The organism is Streptococcus sp. A11 (genome assembly GCF_043674225.1).
Lineage (GTDB): Bacteria > Bacillota > Bacilli > Lactobacillales > Streptococcaceae > Streptococcus > Streptococcus suis_V.
Map to the genome: position 1 here is coordinate 49,824 of NZ_JBIMJS010000010.1, position 21,009 is coordinate 70,832.

Here is a 21,009-nt window from a genome sequence, read left to right on the forward strand (position 1 = left end):
TAAAGTCATGTTTTCATTATACCATAAAGCGTTTTCTATGTCTGTCACAATATTCTTGTTTCTATATAACGAAATTTTTTGAGAGGAGGGGAATCAATAAATGTATGAAAGAAATTACAATTTTTGAGATCTAAAATCCAAGTAAATTCTTCATTAAAAAACGCATAAAATCAGTATGTCACTTGAACCGTTGATTCTATGCGTTTTATAATGTGGTCTATCTCAATAATTTTGCTACATTTTTAGTTTTTACCAAAAACTGTAAAAACTATTGTTACGACCGAAGAATACTATTCTTCTGATTTTTTGTTTCTTCCTTGTGCAGCAACTGTCAAACCAAGTCCAGCAAGTCCGAGACCTAGAAGTGCCAAATCAGTTTGGCGGTCACCTGTAGCTGGTAGGCTTTCTTTGTTTGATGCACTTGTAGTTTGTTCAGACACTTGAGCTGTTGGAGTAGAAAAACTTGGTTTTAATTCTTCTTGCTTAACAATTGGATCTGACTTAGCTACCTCTTGTGTTATTTCCTTACTACCTTGGACAAGAATGCGTGCTTCACCATCTACAACTGTTTCTGATAACAAGTTAGTAGCGGTCACCTTGCCGTCAACCAAGACATCTTGATAAACCAAGACTCTCTTACCTGCCTTACCTTCTTGAAGCACATAAGATTGACCTTTTGCGAGAGTTGCATCATAGCGAACTTCCTCTGCAATCGGAAGGACAGATTCTTCTGTACGTTCTTTCGTAGTAAAGTCTAAGGTTGGTTTTTCTTCAGCAGTAGGTGCTGTATCTGGAACTTCTGTGATGATATAAGGCAAACGAATCACTGTTGCAGTCAAAGGTGCAAGTACAACTGCATCATCTGTCAATGTCACACCTACCAAATCAGTCAGCGCTGCTATTCCAGCCCGCTTACCATCGACCAGCACTTGACCCTTCAGCAATTCTTTGTAACTATCTGAAAGAACAAAGCTGCGCTCCTTGTTATCTGCGTTAACAAAGACAGCATAGCGGTCCCCATTGCTTGCTATGGTTTGATAGGCAATGACCACATCATTTTTGGCAATGCCATTTTGACCTGGAATTGAAATCAAGCTAACCTTCTGTTCAACTTCTTCTTTTGTTCCCAAACGGAAGGCATCTGTAGATTTGCGCAAGGCAATCAATCCTTTTGTAAAGGCCTGAGTACGGGTATTCTCTGGATAGAGCGCCTCATCTGTCGCTTTGGTCCAGTCAAACTTGTTGACGGCATCAGATGAATCGTAAGAATCATGAATGTAGTATGGATAGTCAAATGGCGTTCCATCTGCATTGGTCAACAAATGCGCCTTGTTTGGTAGCTTGTCCTCTGTAACTGGCTCCTTGTAATCAGGATGGCGGAACTGTTTGGTCCGTCCATACTCCTGACCAGAATGGATAAACGGTGTCCCTTGAGCAGTCAAAACTAGCAAGTTACCCAAACGTTGACGTTGGTGAATTTCCGTGTAATTTTCAGCGATTGATGGATCCTTCTTGATGGACTGAGCAATGATATCAAAGAGCGTCAAGTTATCATGCGCAGCAATATATTGGATCACATCACCTGGATCATCTGCCAAGAAGTTGCCTGGTTGTGCCTTGATGTTATTGAAGACAGATTCTACACTCTTAGCACCGCCTGTGATAAAGGCTGGCTGACCTTCGTTTGGATAACCAGATTTGAGTGTGTTACGAATCTCATCTGAGAATACCGCAACCGTATCTGTTGAACTCATCCAGTCTTGGTCCGCTGGCTGAACAGGCTGATTGGCATCACCTGTAAAGGTTCTCCATCCTTCACCAAGCATAATAATGTTTGGATTGAGTTTTTGAGCCTCTGTAAAGGCCAGCTCAATTGCTTCGGCATCATGATCCCCCATCATATCGAAACGGAAACCATCTACCTTAAACTCGTCCACAAGATACTTGATGGAATCGACTAAGACACGACGGCTCATGTAGTGAGTGGTTCCCAGACGACCACCACCAAAGCTTGATTTAGCCGTACCATCTGCCTCCATAAAGTGATAATAGTTTGGCTCCAAATCTTCAAACAAGAAGGTCTTAGAAGTGTGGTTATAGACCACATCCAAAATCACACCCATACCTTGTTTGTGAATTTCATTGACCAGGTTTTTGAATTCCTCGATGCGTTTCATTGGATCGGTCGGATCTGTAGAATACATACCTGTAAAGGCAAAGTAGCTCTGTGGATCATAGCCCCAGTTGTAGTTGCTGTTGCTAGAAGCGTACTCGCTCATCCGCTCTGCATTTTTCAATTCATTGACATAATAGTAGCTCATAACTGGGAGCAGTTGAATATGGGTCACACCCAAGTCCTTAAGGTAGCTGAGACGCTCTGCAAAGGCCGCAAAAGTACCAAACTGAGCTGTCAATTCATCAGAAATAGCAGGGTCTGATGTGAAGTCACGAACATGGGCTTCATAGATAATCGCATCTTCACGCTGATTGAAGTTAGGAATTGTGGCATAGCCCAAGCCACTTGGACCAACTTCTGATGGATCCACAATCGCAGCTTTTGCAATACGATAAGATGGATCTGTATCTGCCAAATCACTATTCCACTCAGCTAAAGACTTAGCATATGGGTCCAAGACCAGAACAGCTTGATCCCCACGAGTGATTTCATAATGGTAGTAGTAACCACGATAGTCCGAAATACCAAGACCTGATTGACTGTTCAATTCGAGGTCCCATTGTCCCTTATCGCCCTTGGTCATGGCCAATTTACCGACCACCTTAGACTGGTCATCCTTATCATAAAGAACAACTGCTACACTGTCTGCACTTGGAGACCAGAGAGTCATATCAACGGCACTACCAGCCTGACGCACACGCGCACCAAGCTCCCCATCATAAGCATAGAGCTCATCCTTCAATTGCCAGCTCATAGTCGTTGTGAAGCTATCATTGCCATATTTGAGGGTATAGCCCGCATTTTCTTGGTTGAAATCCCCAAGGACTCGCACCTTGTTGCTAGTAGCATCCAAGACAAGGTCCGTCACAGCAACTGTTTGACCATTCTTATCTGTTACAGACAATTTCTCCAAGATGCTATCCTTATCCGCACCTTCAAGCGTTGTAAAGGCTGCTTCTAGAGCTGTCAGGCCAACATGAGAAACGCCTGTTACACGGACATTATTGACAAAATAAGGGTTGGTGTAAATAGTCGCATCATCATCCTTGAGGAAGATTTGTGTCTGATTTTTCAAATCTGTAAAGCTATAATCTTTCTGCTGAATCTTCACATCATCTCCTGACTTGCTTTCATCCAATAGCAAGAAGCCAATGGAACTTGGTAAATCTGTCAATTTGACATCAATATAGGCACCGTACTTGCCTTGGTTTTCAAAATCAATACCATTTGGCCAGTCACCCAAGGCAACATCAGTCACGTCTCCCCAGATCCAGAGACCTTTTTGGTCATAATCGCCATCTGTACGGAAGTAATTGATACGGATATAGCCTTCTTTGAGTGGTTGATAGAGGCTGAGTTGATAGTTTTCATCAAACCAAACTTCATTCATCTTGGTGCTAATCCGTTCAATGATCTTATCACCTGTGATGTTCTCACCAGAAGTGTTATTAATCAAAAGACTAATCTTGCTAGCTGTTTCGTCTTTCATCTTGATATCCAGATAATAGCCATAGTCATCCTGTTTAGCGGTACTGAAATTGGTTGCACCTGTTGGCCAAGCCCCAACATCTGACGATGGTTTTTCGACATCATCCCATGTCCATAGACCTAGACTAGATAGATTATCAGATGGTAGAGTTTTAAAGTGAACACGTAAGTAGCCTGCTTCAATTGGCTCTTCAGTCGCTCCTTGCACACTTGCATTGACAATGTCACCTGCTTGAGTCTGAAGGAGCATGGTGCCACCTTGACCGATCGTTGGAAGTTCGACTTGAACAACCCATTTACCGTCTTTCTCGATAGCTTGATACGTTTTTCCTGTGTAGGCATCTGTGACCACTACATCCTTGCCAGATACTTCAAGCGCCATTTCCTTGCTCTCAGTATTGGTTGAGAAGACAAGATAGGCAGCTTGATCTTGGTAACTGCGTTTGCTGATAAGCCAACCTTGGCTATCATTTCCAGCAAGTGTGCTTGTATCACCACGTGAGAGTAGTGTTGAATTGGCATTACGGAAAGCCAACAATTTTTGGTAATGGTCCTCTATGTCACTTGTTTCTACCTTACTCCAATCGAAATCGTACCGGTTGTCATAAACTGGCCAGTTGTTTTGCCCAGATTGGCCTAATTCTTCACCGTAGTAGATGACAGGCTGACCTTTAGCAGTAATCAAGAGACTAGCAGCCAATTTCAGTTTGTCCAGATTTCCTTCTTTTTCTGCGCCACCGAGACTGTAGAGAAAACCATCTTCGTCATGACTGCCCAAGAATTGACCCAGAGAAGCTGCACTAGTCAGAACCTTGCTACGTTCTTCCAGTTCTTGTCCAGCTGCTTTTAGTTGACCATTGACCAGATATTTGGCAATATCCTTGAAGCCAAAGTCCAACAAGCTGTCCATAGTACCGATACCCAAGTCACCCTTGGTATCTTTATAGTTAGCTCCCCAAGTTTCCCCAATCAAGTGGAAGTCAGGGTCTCTATCCACCAACTCATTTTTGAAATGTTGCCATGTGGTATCATCAACGTGTTTGACTGTATCGACACGGAAAGCATAGATAGAGTTGCCCTTGGCAGTTGTTGAGCGTTCCAACCAAGATGCCTGCCAAGCAACCAACTGATTGCGAACAGCTGCTTCTTCTGTCTTGAAGTCTGGTAATCCAGATAATGAGCCTAATTGGTCATCCCCCTGCTTATCTTCTTCCTTAGTCCGTACCATACCTGCAAAGGTTTCTTCTGTACCATAGCCAGCATGGTTAAGCACTACGTCAACAATAATATTGATGCCTTTTTCGGCTGCGGCATCAATCAATTCATGGAAATCAGCTAAACTTCCCAAATGTGGATTAAGTTTCTCAAAATTGGATGCCCAATAACCATGGTAAGCATAGTACTCTCCATCTGTTTCGCTACCAACATTCTGTGGAATATTTTCCACAATCGGAGTCAACCAGATAGAGTCCACACCCAGTTCTTTCAAGTAGTCCAGCTTAGCTGTCACTCCTTTGAAGTCACCACCCTGGTAAAGACCACGTGGGTTGGTGACCGTTCCTTCCGCCAGCTTATCATTGCTGGTGTCTCCATTATAGAAACGGTCTGTCATCATGAAGTAGATAACTTGCTCGTCCCAGTCTTTTTCACCATCTGCCTTGATACGCTCTGTAATGGTCACATCTAATTTTGTTTCATAGTAGCCGTTGTCCTTGTCATAGACCTTTACAGGAAGACTATATGTACCTGGCGCTGTGCTAGACGTCGCTTTAATGGTCACACGATTGAGCTCAGTAGAGATTGGCACAAGGCCTCCGCCGATGGCACTTGTATCGACTTCCATTTTGACTATTTCAGCATTTTCAGGGTTGGTGACGGTTACAGATACCAAGCCACTTTCATTGTAGTTGAATGGTGCTTTGCTACTTGCCTCAAGGGTCACATTTTTTGTACCCGGAGTAGCTTTACTTGTATCGAGTTCTACTTTCTCTTCAATAAAATATGGATTGGTATAGACTTTGTCGTCACCGTTTCGAAGGAAAATTTGGCTATGCTGTTTACGATCTGCAAAGGCTAAATCAATGGTTTTATTGCCTGCTAGATCTGGATTACTCTGATTGATGAGTAGAAATCCAAGCTTGGAATCTAAACCATTCGATAGAGGAATGTCAACATAAGCGCCGTATTTGCCAAGTTTAAAGTCAAGGGCGCCCGTTGGCCAGTCGCTACTTGCTTCAGTCGTATCGCCCCAAGTCCAAACGCCCCAACCTTCATAATTGTTGTCTTCACGTGTGTAATTGATACGGAGGACATTTTCATCTTTTAGGGGCTCATAGCTAGACACGCTATAATCGCTCGCAACCCAAGCTTCATTCTGCTCTGGGACCAGAAGCTCCACTTTTTGGTCCGATTCTGTTATTTTTTCCCCATCTTTAAGGACCAAATAACCGATTGTGCCTGGTGTCTCAGATTTTTTAATATCAACATAATGGCCGTAGTCATCTACCTGACTGCTTGAAAAATTCGCTGTATCCGTTGGCCATTGATTCCCATCGGACGGCTCTGCCACTCCTCCCCAAGTCCACAGTCCTTGATTTTCTGGCGCTGTTTCATCTACATTTTCAAAGTGCAGACGAATGCTGCCTTCTTCAATCGGTGCTTCTGCCGGGGTGGATAATGTAGCTGTTTCTGCTGCAGCTCTTTCTACCACAGCTGTTTCAGTAGTTGCCAGCGGTTCTGCTGATGCATTATCTACTGTTTCAACAACCTCCGTTACTGCTGGAGTCTCAACTGTTTCTGATACTCCAGTTGAATTTGATGTAGACTCAGTCACCGTTTCTTCTGAACTTGGTGCTGTATCCAAGGCTGTAGGCGTAGTCTCTGCAACTGGGGCTGGCTTAACTGTTTCGACAGGCTGCTCAGAAACATCGGTTATAATAGCTTCCACAGGAGTAGCCACTTCCTCAGCATGAACTGTTTGACCAGGTCCAGACATTAAAAAGGCTGTCGCTATACCGACGGACGCAACTCCTATCGTAAACTTACGAATTCCGAAAATAACTTTTTTTTCAAACATTGGTGATTTTTTTACTAAACGCAAACGTTTTCTATTCATGCCGTACTCCTTTGGTATGTATAATATGATAATAGTATATAAAAAATATTTTCTTTTGCAAACGTTTTCTTAATTGTTATCGGTAACAGCTTTCTTAATCAAAAAAGGGATTGTACTCTTTATTTACCCAGTCATCGTACCCATCAACACTGGATTTAACAACCCCTCTATTAGTTATGTAGCATCATTCATTTTATGCTCTAGTACTTTCTCTCACTACCAAGCTAGCTTGGCAAAATCGCTTTTGTTCCTTTAATTCACAGCCCTCCACCAGAGTCATTAACTGATTAACAGTAATTCTCCCCATTTTTCGGAACGGTTGCCGCATAGTGGTTAATTGAGGACGAGAAACGCGGTCAATAAAGATTCCATCAAATCCAATAATCCCATAATCTTCTGGGACTCTCTTTGATGAAAACAATAACCCCCGCTCAATACCAAGCGCTATGCGATCAGAAGCACATATAAAGCAAGTATTGGGTGATAACAAGTCCAATTGTCTTACAAAGTCTTCTGATACCCTAGACCTGTTTTCTAGACGATAAATTTTAGGGGGATGTCCCAATTCCTCCATTGCCTCTACATACCCAGCTTCCCTAGATTGTGCAAAGGCATCTGGCAAATCTATCCCAACAAATACGACCTGTTCATAGCTTTTCTCAAAGGCAAAGCGACTTGCTTGGTAGGTTGCTTCCTTATTGTGTGTATCTACAAACGGAAGTCCCACCATATTTTCGCCAAATAAGACTACGGGTTTCAACAAACTCCGCAACCAGCCATAATCTTCTATACGCGCGCCCGTGACAATGTAGCCGTCACATTGTTCTGTCACTTGATTCCGATCCGTCACAATTTGCATTGTATAGTTTTTTTCGCTCAGTCCGAGTGAAATTCCTGCTATCAACTCAGCATAATAGGGCTCGACAGTCTCCATTTCCTCTAAGATAATGACCTGGACTGTCAGAGTTCGTTGTTGTGCAAGGGCTTTTGCCACAACATTCGGTTGATAATCTAACTCTTTCATTGCTAACAAGACCATCTGTTTTAACTCTTCCGTAACGAGTTCTGGATGATTCAGAACCCTGGAAACTGTCATCTTTGAAACATTGGCCCTTTTCGCCACATCTGCCAACGTCGTCATATATCTCCTCTCTTATTTTCTAGCCAAAATATGCAAACGTTTTCTTGGTGTTATTATATATTATTTACTACTAAAAAGTAAAGCACTTTCATCACATTATTTTACAAGAATTTTCTGAATAATCCGCGAATCTGTTTTTTTAATTATAAAAAGGCCTATTTATTAGACCTTTTAACTGTATTTAAAAAGACGGTGTTGACATAACCCTTGAGAAGATACGTTGAACTTAATCCTAGTCAAGTCTTCTTGTTTTAGATAGAACTCTTTGGCGTGCTTAAATCTCAAAAAACTTGTCAAAAGGATGGCGGGAGAGCCTTTTTATTTTGTCCAGATGAGGTGGTTTAAGCACCAAAACAGACACTTTTCTCTAAAAACAGTAAAAAAGACAAATACCGAAACGATATTTGTCTGCAATCTGAAGAGGCCGAAGCCTCTTTTCATTTTCACTAAGGATTATTTAGCGATTTTTGCGAAGTACTCAAGAGTACGAACAAGTTGTGAAGTGTAAGACATTTCGTTGTCGTACCATGAAACAACTTTCACCAATTGTTTGCCGTCAACGTCAAGAACTTTAGTTTGAGTTGCGTCGAACAATGAACCGTATGAGATACCTACGATATCTGAAGATACGATTTGGTCTTCAGTGTAACCGTAAGACTCGTTAGCAGCAGCTTTCATTGCAGCGTTGATTTCGTCAACAGTTACGTTTTTCTCAAGAACAGCAACCAATTCAGTTACAGAACCTGTTGGAGTAGGTACGCGTTGTGCAGCACCGTCCAATTTACCGTTCAATTCTGGGATTACCAAGCCGATAGCTTTAGCAGCACCAGTTGAGTTAGGAACGATGTTTGCAGCACCAGCGCGCGCACGACGAAGGTCACCACCACGGTGTGGTCCGTCAAGGATCATTTGGTCACCAGTGTAAGCGTGGATAGTTGTCATCAAACCTTCAACAACACCGAAGTTGTCTTGAAGAGCTTTAGCCATTGGAGCCAAACAGTTTGTAGTACATGAAGCACCAGAGATAACTGTTTCAGTACCATCAAGGATATCGTGGTTAGTGTTGAAAACGATTGTTTTAACGTCGTTACCGCCAGGTGCAGTGATAACAACTTTCTTAGCACCATTTTCATGGATGTGTTGCTCAGCAGCAGACTTAGATGCAAAGAAACCAGTTGCTTCAAGAACGATTTCTACACCGTCAGTAGCCCAGTCAATGTTAGCTGGTTCGCGTTCTGCAGAAACTTTAACGAATTTACCGTTAACTTCGAAACCACCATCTTTAACTTCAACAGTACCGTCGAAACGACCTTGAGTTGTGTCGTATTTCAACAAGTGTGCAAGCATTGCTGGATCTGTAAGGTCGTTGATACGAGTAACTTCAACACCTTCAACGTTTTGGATACGACGGAATGCAAGACGACCGATACGACCGAAACCGTTAATACCAACTTTAACTACCATTTATGATTTCCTCCTTATGAAAATCGAGTTGTATTTTTAAAAGGCAAGCCTTTTAATCCTTTTTGTGAAAAATATAACTTGTAGATTTGCAAGTTAATTTTCAACGTCCTTATTATATAACTTATTTTATAAAAATGCAAGAGATTCATGAGCATTAAGAAATTAAACCAACAGACCTATCTTCAAACCAATTATTCCACTGCTTTCAAACGTCACTATCACCAATCGCCGTCTAAGTGGAGGCAAGAAAATCGCTAAGCCAAGGAAGAGTCCCAGCCCTTCCTTTTTTTCTATATAGATACCAATCTTAGCAGCGCTGTCGTCAGAACACCAACCAGGACCGCAAGCAAGATGTTTTTCGTCTTGAGAACCACCAAAAAAGTTGGAAGTAAAGCTAGGCTTTCTACCGGCAAGAAGCTCGGCAACCGTCCAACCTCCTCGTCCATAATACTAGATAAGGTCAAGGCAAAGATAATGGTCAGCGGCAAAAAGCTGAGAAACTTGACCAGTCTATCAGGCAAACCTTTTTTTTGAGTCAAGACAAACGGGAGAATCCGCGGAAACCAAGTCACCGCAGCCGCAGCTAGAATAATCAAAAATATAGTTTTATTGACCATCAACCATCACCCCCACTGTACATCCAACAAGCGTCGCCAACAAGACCGCCAAATAAGACGAGACTAGGCTTGCCAAGCCAACATAAACCACCAAAACCGAAAGCAAAATCAAACCAATCTTCTTCATAGGAAGTTGCCGAGCCATAGCCTCCAATTGGCCAGAAAAAATCCCAACAAACATGGCGATCAAAGCAAAATCCAAGCCCAAAGCCTCAGGATTAGCAATCAAACCGCCCAGCACATTTCCCAAAACTGTAAAGACAAACCAAGAGGCATAGCTGGCTAGATTATTGCCATACATCCAGCTGGGCGCAATCTGCTTTTCCTCAACATGCTTTCGCAAAAGCACCGCATAAGATTCATCCGTCAAGAGGGAACCTATCAAAACATTAGAACCCAGGCTATTGCCTTGAAAAATCGTTGTCGTGTGCAAACTCATCAAAAAAAGGCGGATATTAACAAAAAATACCGTCACCGCAATGGACAAAAGCGGTGCCCCAGCTAAAATCATAGCACACATGACAAACTGGGCACTCCCCGCGTAAACCAAGAGACTCATCAGCCCCATCTCAACGGCCGTAATCCCTGAATTGACCGAGACCACCCCGCAAGCAAAACCGATGCTAGCATAACCCAAAACCGTCGGCAGAGCTGCTTCCATGCCCGACCGAAAATTCATATCCTTCATATCTTCTCCTATTGATAACGAGAGGCTGGGCAAACGTCCAACCTCTCACAAAACTCTTACAAATTATCAAACGCCAAACTCGGCTTGGCATTGAGCTCCCAACTCGCAAAGTTACCCTTGTTGTACTCGGACACAGCCGCAAGAGCAATCATCCCGGCATTGTCACCACAAAGACGAAGAGGTGGGATAATCACATCCACATCGGTGATTTCAGCCGCCAGACGCTCACGCAAGCCTTGATTGGCTGCTACACCGCCCGCCACAACCAAGGTCTTGACAGGGTATTGCTCCAAGGCCTTCTTGGTTTTAGCCATGAGAATGTCCATAACACAAGCTTGGAAAGAGGCTGACAGGTCCGCATTGGACAAGGTCTCCCCTTTTTGCTGGGCATTATGGTAGAGGTTGATAAAGGCCGACTTGAGACCCGAAAATGAAAACTCCAGATTATCTTCCTTGATCATAGCCCGCGGGAAATTGTAAATGTCCTCACCTTGATGAGCCAATTCATCAATGACCCGACCAGCCGGATAAGGCAAGCCCATAACGCGACCGACCTTGTCATAAGCCTCACCGACCGCATCATCGCGCGTCTCACCGACAATTTTGTAATCGCCCGCCTCAGACACATAGACCAACTCCGTGTGCCCGCCGCTGACCAAGAGCGCCAGCAAGGGAAATTCCAATTCCTTAACCGCACGCGCCGCCATCAAATGCCCCGCCATATGATTAACAGGAATTAAAGGCAAACCATGTGCCCAGGCAAAAGCCTTGGCCGCCGAAATCCCGACCAAGAGTGCCCCGACCAAGCCTGGACCGTAGGTTACCGCAACCGCTGACAAGTCCTCAGCCGTTACCTGAGCCGCAAGCAAAGCCTCCTCGATGCAAGCCGTGATAACCTCCACATGGTGGCGGCTAGCCACCTCGGGCACCACACCCCCAAAACGCTGGTGGCTGGCAACCTGACTGGCAATCACATTGGACAAAAGCTCCGCTTCACCTCGTAAAACCGCCACTGACGTCTCATCACAGGATGTCTCGATGGCCAAAATCAATCTATCTTCCATTCCACTCTCTCTTCATTAGCACCGCGTCCTCGACAGGATGGCGGTAGTAGTCTTTTCGTTTTCCTATTTTGGTAAAATGCTGGCGTGTATAGAGGTCTTGAGCTGCACTATTAGACTCCCTCACTTCGAGGAAGATGTCACCATCCCAGTCCATCACAGCAGCCATCAGTTGACTGGCGATTCCCAGCCTCTGAAAATCAGCCTTGACAGCAATCTGCAAGATTTCCATCTCATCCAGCACCGTCTGCACCGCTAAAAATCCGACCACTTCCTGCCCATCATAGGCCAGATAATAGGTCGTATCCGCTCCAGCCATATCCGCAGCCACTTGACTTTCCGTCCAAGGCGACAGCTCATACACATCCGTCAAAACGGCATATACAGCCGGAACCAAGTCCGCCTGCCCCTCGTATTTCCTAATTTCAATCATACACGTTTGATATAGTTTTCATCACCAGCAGCATGGTCCTTGAGCCAATTTTCCTCAGCCTCGACACGTTTGAGGTAGGCTGGCTCAAAACTGGTCACTTCCACCACAGACAAGTCCTGACCAATCACCGCCAGCTGATAGGCTGACGGCAGGCTGGTTTGAATAGCCGCCTCTGGAAAAGCTTGATTTATCTGCTCGACAAAGTTTGTTACTTCCCCGACAAAAGTCAGGTTTTCCTGACCAGACAGGCTAGCCAATAATTCCTCAAATACCCAGTATTGGTCAGCTTGAGTAGCTCTGCCATTTTCATAAACCCCAGCATAGACCGAATTGCGGCGCGCATCAATGAGCGGAACCACCCGACCAGAGAGGCCAGCTGGCACCAGCGACTGCAGGCTAGAAACCCCAATCAAATCAATCTGCAGAGTATAAGCCAGAGTCTTGGCTGTCGCCACCGCTACCCGCAAGCCCGTGTAAGAACCAGGCCCCTGAGCCACGACAATTCGCTCCAAATCCTTGGGTGTCCAACCGACCTGAGCCACTAAAAAATCCACTGTCGGCATGAGGCTGATACTGTGATTTTTCTTGATGGCCAAGAGCATCTCCGCCAGCAGGCGGCCATCTTCCACCAGCGCCACCGAAAGAGCCTGATTGGAACTATCTAATGCTAAAATTTTCATGATTTTCTTCCTTTGAACTGCTATCTCTCTATTGTAAGCTATTTGAGAGAGAAATTCAAATTGAAAAGGCTAGGTTGTCTCACCCAGCCTCCTTCAGCTCTGTCAGGTCAATGACCTGGTCATAAACAATGCCTTTTGGTCTTGACGGACAGGAGAAGTCGCCACCAAATCATTCGATTGATTCCAAATAAATCGGCTAAGGCTGTGAATCAGGCCTTGAAACTCGTCTTGAAGGAGTTCCAAATCAAATCCATTACTACAGATAATGGAACCGAGTTTAGTCTCTTGTCAGAAGTGTTTCCGGAGGAACATATCTACTACGCTCACCCTTATTCCTCTTGGGAAAGAAGCACGAACGAGAATCACAATAGGCTTATCCGACGGTGGTTGTCGAAAGGAACCACAAAAACGACCCCGAAAGAAGTCGCTTTTATCGAAATTTGGATCAATAACTATCCCCAAAAATGTTTGGGCTATAAGTCCCCGAGAGAATTTCTTATAGGTGGCTAACTCGGAATTTAAATTTGCCCAACAAATTGAAAACTATATCATTTTCAATTCTCCGTCAATTCAATTTACCAAGGCTTTATTTTATGGTATAATGAAGAGTAATATACCGGCTGTGAAACCTAATAACTCAAAAAAATTGAATAGACCCAACAAATAGCATCCCTATTTGTATCTTTTTCATAGACACAGTCAAAAGGAGAAAGGAAACTATACTACACATGATTTTTAAAGTATTTTACCAAGAAACCAAAGTCAGCCCACGCCGTGAGCAGACCCAAGTTCTCTATGTTCAAGTAGATGCTGCTGACGAATTGCAAGGTCGTATCAAGGTCAAGGAATTGGTTGAAAACAAGTTCCCAGCCTACAACGTCGAATTTGTCGACCTCCTATCTGACAAGCACCTCGAATACGAGAAAGAGCACGCAGATTTCAAACTTACGGAGTTCTAATTTATGTCATCAGTCAATCTAAAACCTCATGAAGTTGGCGTCTTCGCCATCGGTGGTTTGGGAGAAATCGGGAAGAACACCTACGGTATCGAGTACCAGGACGACATCCTCATCGTTGATGCCGGTATCAAGTTCCCCGAAGATGACCTATTGGGTATCGACTACGTTATCCCAGACTACTCCTATATTGTTGAAAATATCGACCGCGTCAAAGGATTGGTCATTACCCACGGGCACGAGGACCACATCGGAGGGATTCCTTTCCTACTCAAACAAGCCAATGTCCCTATCTACGCAGGTCCCCTAGCCCTTGCCCTTATTCGTGGCAAATTAGAAGAGCACGGTCTCCTTCGTGATGCCAAACTGTTTGAAATTAACCACAATACAGAATTGACTTTTAAATACCTCAAGGTCAGCTTCTTCCGCACCACCCACTCCATTCCAGAACCCCTGGGTGTTGTGGTCGATACACCGCAAGGAAAAATCGTCTGTACCGGTGACTTCAAGTTTGACTTTACCCCAGTTGGTGAGCCAGCTGATTTGCACCGTATGGCAGCCCTGGGAGAAGAAGGCGTTCTCTGCCTCCTCTCTGACTCGACTAACGCTGAAGTTCCGACCTTTACCAACTCTGAAAAAGTGGTCGGTCAGTCCATCATGAAGCTGATTGAAGGCATCCACGGGCGCATTATCTTCGCATCCTTTGCCTCCAACATCTTCCGCCTCCAGCAGGCTGCAGATGCTGCTGTCAAGACCGGTCGTAAGATTGCTGTCTTTGGCCGCTCCATGGAAAAAGCTATTGTCAACGGTATTGAGCTGGGCTACATCAAGGTGCCGAAAGATACCTTTATCGAGCCAAATGAAATCAAGGAATACCCTGCCAACGAGATAATGATTCTCTGTACAGGTAGTCAAGGAGAGCCAATGGCGGCCCTCTCGCGGATTGCCCACGGTACCCACCGTCAGGTTCAACTCCAGCCAGGCGATACGGTTATCTTCTCATCTTCGCCGATTCCGGGAAATACCACAGGTGTTAACAAGCTCATCAATATCTTGATTGAGGCCGGTGTCGATGTCATCCACGGTAAGATTAACAACATCCATACCTCCGGACACGGTGGCCAGCAGGAACAAAAACTCATGCTCCGCTTGATTAAGCCAAAATTCTTCATGCCTGTGCATGGTGAATACCGCATGCAAAAAATCCATGCCAGTCTAGCTGTTGATACTGGAGTTCCTAAGGATAACATCTTCATCATGGAAAACGGAGATGTCCTGGCTCTGACCAAGGACAGAGCCCGCATGGCCGGTCAATTCAACGCCCAAGATATCTACGTTGACGGAAACCGTATCGGTGAAATCGGAGCCGCTGTCCTCAAAGATCGTCGTGATTTATCTGAAGACGGTGTAGTCCTTGCAGTCGCAACCGTAGACTTCAAGACCAAGATGATTTTGGCTGGACCAGATGTCCTCAGCCGAGGTTTCATCTACATGCGTGAATCAGGCGACCTGATTCGTGAGAGCCAGCGCGTTCTCTTCAACGCCATCCGTATCGCCATGCGCAACAAGGATGCCAATATCCAAACGGTCAACGGCGCTATTGTCAACGCCCTGCGACCATTCCTTTATGAAAAAACAGAACGGGAGCCAATCATCATTCCAATGATTCTGACCCCCGATCGCTAAACAAACTAAATCGAAGCAGGATTCCTCTTCGATTTTTTTATTTGAAAAAATTGGGAGCGGGAAAGAACTCGACTAATGAAAAGAGAGTTCGTCAACAAGTCCTTATTTCCAGTTGTTGAGCTGAAACAGTCTATCCCCAGACTGTTTCACTCCCGCCCCCGAACAGCTCCAACAGTCAGAGTAGTGACTGTTGGAGGTTGGAAATTGAACGAACGGAGTTCGTATCATTCGTTAGATCAGGTTCGGAGCGTCAAACGCGAAGGAAATGAGGCTTTCTACGCAACCCTTATTTCCAACTTTAAAAGGTTCCCCGAACCTTATGAACAATCAACCCCTGCGTCAATATGTTTTTACTAATTAATGAGGTTGAGGTTGGATTTTATGCCCTACCTCAACATTTTCCTATTCTCCTTATGAAGTGATATTTTGTGACACCTTTGAGGGGAACGTCCTCTAAACTCGCGTATAGTTCATAGCCATTTTTCAAGTAGAAATCCTTAGCTTGGTAGGATTTGGTGGATAGGGTAATACTGGTCACTTCCAGTTCTCTGGCCTGCTCCTCCAATTCTGACAACAATTGACTACCCAGCCCCAAACCTTGCGCTTCTTTAGCCACTACCAAAGCTTTGACATGAATAGTTTCCAATGTCTTCACCGCCTGCAGGACACCGACCAACTGACCGTCCTGTTCTTTGGTCAATACAAGCTCAGTCGGCGACAGTTTCTCTAAAGACTCCGGACCAAATTCCTCTACAAATTGCTGGTCAAACACCTGATTTACAAACTCATCAATCATTTTCCACCTCCATCGATAGAAAAAGAAACCCGAAGGCTTCTTTCCTCTTAATATAAATCCAAGTAGTTATCAATTTCCCACTTAGAAACGTAGGTTGCGTAGCTTGCCCACTCGATTTTCTTAGCTTCAATGAAGTTGGTGTAGATGTGCTCACCTAGGGCTGCACGCACCACTTCGTCCTTGCGGAGAGCCTTGAGGGCATTGTGCAGAGTTGAAGGAAGATCAGTGATGCCTGCTTCACGACGCTCTTCATCAGACATGGCATAAATATTTGACTCTACAGGAGCTGGGGCTTCAATCTTATTTTTGATTCCTTCTAAACCAACTTCCAACAGAACGGCCATAGCCAAGTAAGGGTTAGCAGTTGGGTCTACAGAACGCAATTCCAAGCGAGTTCCCATTCCACGAGATGCAGGTACGCGCACCAATGGCGAGCGGTTCTTACCAGCCCAAGCAATGTAAACTGGCGCCTCGAAACCTGGAACCAAACGCTTGTAAGAGTTAACCGTTGGGTTGGTAATAGCAGTATAGTTATAGGCATGCTTGATCAAACCACCAAGGAAATAGTAGGCTGTTTCAGACAATTGCATACCATTCGGATCTTCTGGATCATAGAAAGCATTGTTTCCATCCTTATCAAACAAGGACATGTTACAGTGCATACCAGAGCCTGCGATACCAAACTTAGGTTTGGCCATAAAGGTCGCATACATCCCGTGCTTACGGGCAATGGTCTTAACAACCAACTTAAAGATTTGGATATTGTCACAAGCTTTTAAGACATCCTCATATTTGAAGTCGATTTCGTGCTGACCTACTGCCACTTCGTGGTGACTCGCTTCCACTTCAAAGCCCATTTCTGTCAAGACGTTTACGATTTCACGACGTGTATTATCAGCAAGGTCTGTTGGAGCAAGGTCAAAATAACCACCCTTATCATTCACTTCAAGTGTTGGGTTTCCGTGTTCATCCATCTTAAAGAGGAAGAACTCTGGTTCTGGACCAAGGTTGAATGATGAGAAACCTGCTTCTTCCATATGGCGAAGAGATTTCTTCAAATTTCCACGTGGGTCACCCGCAAAAGGCTTGCCATCAGTTGTATAAATATCACAAATCAAACCAGCTACACGACCATTTTCATCTCCCCAAGGGAAAATAGTCCAGGTATTCAAGTCAGGGTAGAGATACATATCTGATTCATTGATACGAACAAAACCTTCGATAGAAGATCCATCAAACATAACCTTGTTTGACAAAACCTTATCCACCTGCTCATCTGTTGCAGGAATTTCCACGTTCTTCATAATCCCCATAATATCTGTAAACATGAGACGTAGGAAGGTAACGTTTTTCTCTTTAATATCGCGTTTAATATCCGCTACTGTAATTGACATTGCTTTCTCCTCTATATTTGTGCTCTTTAAGATGACCGAAAAATGGAACTCGGACTTGAAAATCGTCCTTGTCGACTGAATTCATCATGCAAGATACGGCGAACATCCTCGTCCGTCAAGGTCTTGGTTTCCTGTTTGAATTTTTCTTTTACCTGACGATTAGCATATTCCTTCTTAATCGCAGCAATATTCAAACCCTCATCCAAGAAATCCTTGATTTCCAAGAGCAAGTCCATATCATTTAGAGAATACAAGCGACGGTTTCCTTCATTACGCTCAGGCTTAATCAAGCCCTGGTCCTCATAATAGCGAATCTGTCGGGCCGTCAGGTCAGTCAACTTCATCACACTACCAATCGGAAAAATGGCTAAGGAACGACGGAACTCTTTTTCTCTCATAATGAACTCCTTTCTGCACACTATTATAGGGGAAATTTTTCTGGGCGTCAATATGTGATGTCACAATTTGTGACATGTTTTATCTCAAAAAGCGCTTTTTCAGCTTTTCCAGGTCATAATTAACCAGAATTGCTACAAAAACTCCTACAAATGTCTCAAAAACCCTTGTCAAAGCATAGACAATAGTCGAATCCCCTGCAGGTACCGACAAAGCAATGATTAGTAGAGTAGCAACACCACTGACAACCCCGGCAGTATTATTGAAGGCCACATTGGTCATAATGGTCAACATGGTAAAAATCGGTATGGCAATCAAGGTTACCCAAAAACTCTGTGAAAAGAAATCACTGAGGATGAAAAAGAGCAAGGCATAAAAACCACCGATAGAATTGCTGAGGACACGAGAAGAGCCAAAATGCACACTCTTGCCAAAATCCTCCCGCAGACTAAAGACCGCAGACAGAGCTGCTATCTGGAACCCATCCCATTTTAAGAGGTGAAACAGTAATATAACAAAGAAAACTGCCAGTCCCGACTTAAGGGTCCGCATCCCTAACTTAAACTTCTTGGGGTCAAATCGATATCTCTTAAACATACTACTATTCTAACATGATTTAGCAAAAATGTTTATCAAATGCCTGCAAAGATTGTGACAAATGGATGATATTGGCTGAACTAAATACTTTTCAAAGACTAGATAAACTAGCAAAAAACGACGGTCACCCGTCGTTTGATTGATTAGCTTATTTCTCAGTCAATGCTGCAAGTCCTGGCAATACTTTACCTTCAAGCAATTCCATTGATGCACCACCACCAGTAGAGATCCATGAGAACTTGTCTGCACGGCCAAGGTTGATAGCTGCTGCTGCTGAGTCACCACCACCGATGATTGATTTCACGCCTGGTTGTTTCACGATAGCATCCATTACACCGATTGTACCAGCTTGGAAGTCTGGGTTTTCAAATACACCCATAGGACCGTTCCAAACAACTGTTTTGGCACCAGTCAAGGCTTCGTCAAACTTAGCGATTGACTTAGGACCGATGTCAAGACCAAGGAAGCCTTCTGAAACAGCTTCGCCTTCAGTGTCGCGAACTTCAGTGTAACCTGCAAATGCGTTTGCTTCTTTTGAGTCAACTGGCAAGATCAATTTACCATTTGATTTTTCAAGCAATTCTTTTGCGACATCCAATTTGTCTTCTTCTACAAGTGAGTTACCGATTTCGATACCTTGAGCTTTGTAGAATGTGTACGTCATACCACCACCGATAAGAACTTTGTCAGCTTTTTCAAGAAGGTTCTCGATAACACCGATCTTATCAGATACTTTTGAACCACCAAGAATTGCCACGAATGGACGCTCTGGAGTTTCAACAGCTTCTTGGATATATGCAATTTCGTTTTCCAAAAGGAAACCAGCTACTGCTTTTTCTACGTTTGCTGAGATACCAACGTTTGATGCGTGTGCACGGTGTGCAGTACCAAATGCATCGTTAACGAAGATACCATCACCAAGTGAAGCCCAGTATTTACCAAGTTCTTCGTCGTTTTTAGATTCTTTCTTACCATCAACATCTTCGAAACGAGTGTTTTCAACAAGGAGAACTTGTCCATCTTCCAAAGAATTGATAGCTGCTTCCAATTCAGCACCACGAGTAGCGCCAGCGATGAAAGCAACGTCTTGACCCAATTTAGCCGCCAAGTCAGCTGCTACAGGAGCCAATGATTTACCTTCTTTGTCAGCTTCTTCTTTCACACGACCAAGGTGAGAGAAAAGAATTGCACGTCCACCTTGCTCAAGAATATACTTGATAGTTGGAAGAGCTGCTGTAATACGGTTATCGTTAGTGATAACGCCATCTTTCAAAGGAACGTTAAAGTCCACACGGACAAGGACTTTTTTGCCCTTCAATTCAACGTCTTTAACAGTCAATTTAGCCATTTGTTAGACTCCTTAAAAAATTTTTACCTTTCAATTGTACCATATTTTTAACATTTTTCCCATTCAAAGAAAAATTTTTCACAAGATAATGATCAATCTAAGACCAAGTACGAACAATCAGCTGCAGCAACCAAAAGAAACTGGCACAAAGTCCAGTTTCCATTAGCATTTTTTGGTAACATTTTCCAGATAGCCTAGAGAATCCAGAGCAACAGAGCTATACTTCACTCTGCTCTAGTCAACTTTACCTTGACTCTCCCATTTCTAAATCAATCTGGCTTGTCCTGATGATTTCTGTAAAGCAATGGGTAAATTGAGCCGTGATTCCCCAAACTGTTTCTGGCAGGTTATCATAAAAGGGGATAGACCGTTTGTGGTGCTTGAAAGGATAGTCCCGACCACCACGAATTCGCTCGAAGGGAAAATCTTGCTCCGGATCCAGACGAAGATAGAGGGGATAGTAGATTGGGTCCTGCTCAAGGAGTGTTGCCAGAGGCACGGTGAACAAGCGGGCCACCTCTTCATTGGGTACAATCTCTTTCCAGTCTATGTTTAAGCGACCGACAAAACAGCGGATAGTTGATTTGCCAAAGACCAGATAGTCAATTTCCCCTAAGATTTCTATAGATTCCTCTGCAAGATTCAGTTCTTCTACTACCTCACGGACCACCGCCGTCTCAGCCGATTCCCCCTCTTCGATACCTCCTCCAGGAAAAGAGACCTCCCCAGGTTGAGAAATAGACTCCGATCGGACTTCATACAAAACCTGCCACTGATCATCTGACCAGACTAGAGGCAGAAAAACCGCAAAAGACCTTTTCTCACCTAGAGGCTGAGGCTTGTAGTTGTCGAGAATTTCCTGAATCTGACGAGGCATAGAACCAACTCCTTACTAACTAGTGATAAAATCATTTTAATCTATTTCCAGCCAAATAGCAAGTGAAATAGCAAAGAAAAACTGAGACGGTGTGTT

General features: G+C 44.0%; 17 protein-coding genes and 2 pseudogenes. 5 read left to right on the forward strand and 14 right to left on the reverse strand.

Annotated features, from left to right (window positions below; genetic code table 11):
• Window positions 1-290: 290 nt before the first annotated feature.
• A complete protein-coding gene (locus ACHBIF_RS06980) occupies window positions 291-6,779 on the reverse strand; it encodes a pullulanase (protein ID WP_394719513.1) in 6,489 nt (2,162 codons plus the stop codon).
• Between the two features lie 193 nt (window positions 6,780-6,972).
• Entirely contained in the window at window positions 6,973-7,920 is a 948-nt protein-coding gene (locus tag ACHBIF_RS06985) for a LacI family DNA-binding transcriptional regulator (RefSeq protein WP_105111112.1), read from the reverse strand.
• 262 nt (window positions 7,921-8,182) lie between these two features.
• On the opposite strand from ACHBIF_RS06985, the pseudogene ACHBIF_RS06990 reads away from it, so the two are divergent.
• Window positions 8,183-8,428, forward strand: a pseudogene (locus ACHBIF_RS06990) (hypothetical protein); the annotation flags it as partial.
• On the opposite strand, the gene gap reads toward ACHBIF_RS06990, so the two are convergent.
• Entirely contained in the window at window positions 8,374-9,384 is a 1,011-nt protein-coding gene (gene gap, locus ACHBIF_RS06995) for a type I glyceraldehyde-3-phosphate dehydrogenase (protein WP_105123035.1), read from the reverse strand. The pseudogene ACHBIF_RS06990 and the gene gap overlap by 55 nt on opposite strands.
• Before the next feature lie 147 nt (window positions 9,385-9,531).
• Here gap and ACHBIF_RS07000 point away from each other — a divergent pair, with 147 nt between their 5' ends.
• Window positions 9,532-9,642 carry a helix-turn-helix domain-containing protein gene (locus tag ACHBIF_RS07000; RefSeq protein WP_238595493.1) on the forward strand — a complete coding sequence of 37 codons (111 nt, stop codon included), beginning with the start codon at window positions 9,532-9,534 and terminating at the stop codon, window positions 9,640-9,642.
• Window positions 9,643-9,674: 32 nt separating this feature from the next.
• On the opposite strand, the gene ACHBIF_RS07005 is transcribed toward ACHBIF_RS07000, so the two are convergent.
• From ACHBIF_RS07005 to tsaB, 5 genes are read right to left on the reverse strand one after another with little or no spacing between them, the layout of a single operon-like run.
• Entirely contained in the window at window positions 9,675-10,001 is a 327-nt protein-coding gene (locus ACHBIF_RS07005) for an AzlD domain-containing protein (RefSeq protein WP_105111114.1), read from the reverse strand.
• Window positions 9,991-10,689 carry an AzlC family ABC transporter permease gene (locus ACHBIF_RS07010; protein WP_394719517.1) on the reverse strand — a complete coding sequence of 233 codons (699 nt, stop codon included), beginning with the start codon at window positions 10,687-10,689 and terminating at the stop codon, window positions 9,991-9,993. Before ACHBIF_RS07010 ends, ACHBIF_RS07005 begins: the two co-directional genes overlap by 11 nt.
• A 56-nt stretch (window positions 10,690-10,745) precedes the next feature.
• On the reverse strand, window positions 10,746-11,753 hold the full coding sequence (tsaD, locus tag ACHBIF_RS07015; protein WP_105111116.1) for a tRNA (adenosine(37)-N6)-threonylcarbamoyltransferase complex transferase subunit TsaD: 1,008 nt from the start codon (window positions 11,751-11,753) through the stop codon (window positions 10,746-10,748).
• Entirely contained in the window at window positions 11,743-12,183 is a 441-nt protein-coding gene (rimI, locus tag ACHBIF_RS07020) for a ribosomal protein S18-alanine N-acetyltransferase (RefSeq protein WP_394719520.1), read from the reverse strand. Before rimI ends, tsaD begins: the two co-directional genes overlap by 11 nt.
• On the reverse strand, window positions 12,180-12,863 hold the full coding sequence (gene tsaB / locus ACHBIF_RS07025; protein ID WP_394719522.1) for a tRNA (adenosine(37)-N6)-threonylcarbamoyltransferase complex dimerization subunit type 1 TsaB: 684 nt from the start codon (window positions 12,861-12,863) through the stop codon (window positions 12,180-12,182). Before tsaB ends, rimI begins: the two co-directional genes overlap by 4 nt.
• 129 nt (window positions 12,864-12,992) lie before the next feature.
• Between tsaB and ACHBIF_RS07030 the strand changes: the two are divergent.
• The 3 genes and pseudogenes from ACHBIF_RS07030 to rnjA all read left to right on the forward strand — a co-directional run.
• Window positions 12,993-13,373: pseudogene (locus tag ACHBIF_RS07030) on the forward strand (IS30 family transposase); the annotation flags it as partial.
• A 218-nt stretch (window positions 13,374-13,591) separates the two neighbouring features.
• Window positions 13,592-13,822 (forward strand): DNA-dependent RNA polymerase subunit epsilon, encoded by a 231-nt coding sequence (locus ACHBIF_RS07035; protein ID WP_105111122.1) that lies wholly within the window; start codon window positions 13,592-13,594, stop codon window positions 13,820-13,822.
• A gap of 3 nt (window positions 13,823-13,825) precedes the next feature.
• Entirely contained in the window at window positions 13,826-15,505 is a 1,680-nt protein-coding gene (gene rnjA / locus ACHBIF_RS07040) for a ribonuclease J1 (protein WP_394719525.1), read from the forward strand.
• A 391-nt stretch (window positions 15,506-15,896) separates the two neighbouring features.
• On the opposite strand, the gene ACHBIF_RS07045 is transcribed toward rnjA, so the two are convergent.
• The 6 genes from ACHBIF_RS07045 to ACHBIF_RS07070 form a co-directional block, all read right to left on the reverse strand.
• The gene (locus tag ACHBIF_RS07045) at window positions 15,897-16,301 is read right to left on the reverse strand and encodes a GNAT family N-acetyltransferase (protein ID WP_105111124.1); all 405 of its coding nucleotides are present in this window, start codon (window positions 16,299-16,301) and stop codon (window positions 15,897-15,899) included.
• Between the two features lie 47 nt (window positions 16,302-16,348).
• A complete protein-coding gene (gene glnA, locus ACHBIF_RS07050; protein ID WP_105111125.1) occupies window positions 16,349-17,695 on the reverse strand; it encodes a type I glutamate--ammonia ligase in 1,347 nt (448 codons plus the stop codon).
• Window positions 17,696-17,721: 26 nt separating this feature from the next.
• Window positions 17,722-18,093: a MerR family transcriptional regulator gene (locus tag ACHBIF_RS07055; protein WP_105111126.1), complete on the reverse strand. Its 372-nt coding sequence runs from the start codon at window positions 18,091-18,093 to the stop codon at window positions 17,722-17,724.
• Between the two features lie 79 nt (window positions 18,094-18,172).
• Window positions 18,173-18,688: an aromatic acid exporter family protein gene (locus ACHBIF_RS07060; protein ID WP_105160182.1), complete on the reverse strand. Its 516-nt coding sequence runs from the start codon at window positions 18,686-18,688 to the stop codon at window positions 18,173-18,175.
• 148 nt (window positions 18,689-18,836) lie between these two features.
• Window positions 18,837-20,036 carry a phosphoglycerate kinase gene (locus tag ACHBIF_RS07065; RefSeq protein WP_394719529.1) on the reverse strand — a complete coding sequence of 400 codons (1,200 nt, stop codon included), beginning with the start codon at window positions 20,034-20,036 and terminating at the stop codon, window positions 18,837-18,839.
• A 244-nt stretch (window positions 20,037-20,280) separates the two neighbouring features.
• Entirely contained in the window at window positions 20,281-20,913 is a 633-nt protein-coding gene (locus ACHBIF_RS07070) for a CoA pyrophosphatase (RefSeq protein ID WP_105122151.1), read from the reverse strand.
• Window positions 20,914-21,009: the final 96 nt, after the last annotated feature.

Excerpts from the sequence above, each read along its gene's own strand:
- ACHBIF_RS07005 (WP_105111114.1), bottom strand. The coding sequence starts at position 10,001 with ATGGTCAATAAAACTATATTTTTGATTATTCTAGCTGCGGCTGCGGTG.
- tsaD (WP_105111116.1), bottom strand. The coding sequence starts at position 11,753 with ATGGAAGATAGATTGATTTTGGCCATCGAGACATCCTGTGATGAGACG.
- ACHBIF_RS07045 (WP_105111124.1), bottom strand. The coding sequence starts at position 16,301 with ATGATTGATGAGTTTGTAAATCAGGTGTTTGACCAGCAATTTGTAGAG.
- ACHBIF_RS07010 (WP_394719517.1), bottom strand. The coding sequence starts at position 10,689 with ATGAAGGATATGAATTTTCGGTCGGGCATGGAAGCAGCTCTGCCGACG.
- ACHBIF_RS07035 (WP_105111122.1), top strand. The coding sequence starts at position 13,592 with ATGATTTTTAAAGTATTTTACCAAGAAACCAAAGTCAGCCCACGCCGT.
- ACHBIF_RS07065 (WP_394719529.1), bottom strand. The coding sequence starts at position 20,036 with ATGGCTAAATTGACTGTTAAAGACGTTGAATTGAAGGGCAAAAAAGTC.
- rnjA (WP_394719525.1), top strand. The coding sequence starts at position 13,826 with ATGTCATCAGTCAATCTAAAACCTCATGAAGTTGGCGTCTTCGCCATC.
- gap (WP_105123035.1), bottom strand. The coding sequence starts at position 9,384 with ATGGTAGTTAAAGTTGGTATTAACGGTTTCGGTCGTATCGGTCGTCTT.
- ACHBIF_RS07000 (WP_238595493.1), top strand. The coding sequence starts at position 9,532 with ATGAGCATTAAGAAATTAAACCAACAGACCTATCTTCAAACCAATTAT.
- ACHBIF_RS06985 (WP_105111112.1), bottom strand. The coding sequence starts at position 7,920 with ATGACGACGTTGGCAGATGTGGCGAAAAGGGCCAATGTTTCAAAGATG.
- tsaB (WP_394719522.1), bottom strand. The coding sequence starts at position 12,863 with ATGAAAATTTTAGCATTAGATAGTTCCAATCAGGCTCTTTCGGTGGCG.
- rimI (WP_394719520.1), bottom strand. The coding sequence starts at position 12,183 with ATGATTGAAATTAGGAAATACGAGGGGCAGGCGGACTTGGTTCCGGCT.
- ACHBIF_RS06980 (WP_394719513.1), bottom strand. The coding sequence starts at position 6,779 with ATGAATAGAAAACGTTTGCGTTTAGTAAAAAAATCACCAATGTTTGAA.
- ACHBIF_RS07055 (WP_105111126.1), bottom strand. The coding sequence starts at position 18,093 with ATGAGAGAAAAAGAGTTCCGTCGTTCCTTAGCCATTTTTCCGATTGGT.
- glnA (WP_105111125.1), bottom strand. The coding sequence starts at position 17,695 with ATGTCAATTACAGTAGCGGATATTAAACGCGATATTAAAGAGAAAAAC.
- ACHBIF_RS07070 (WP_105122151.1), bottom strand. The coding sequence starts at position 20,913 with ATGCCTCGTCAGATTCAGGAAATTCTCGACAACTACAAGCCTCAGCCT.
- ACHBIF_RS07060 (WP_105160182.1), bottom strand. The coding sequence starts at position 18,688 with ATGTTTAAGAGATATCGATTTGACCCCAAGAAGTTTAAGTTAGGGATG.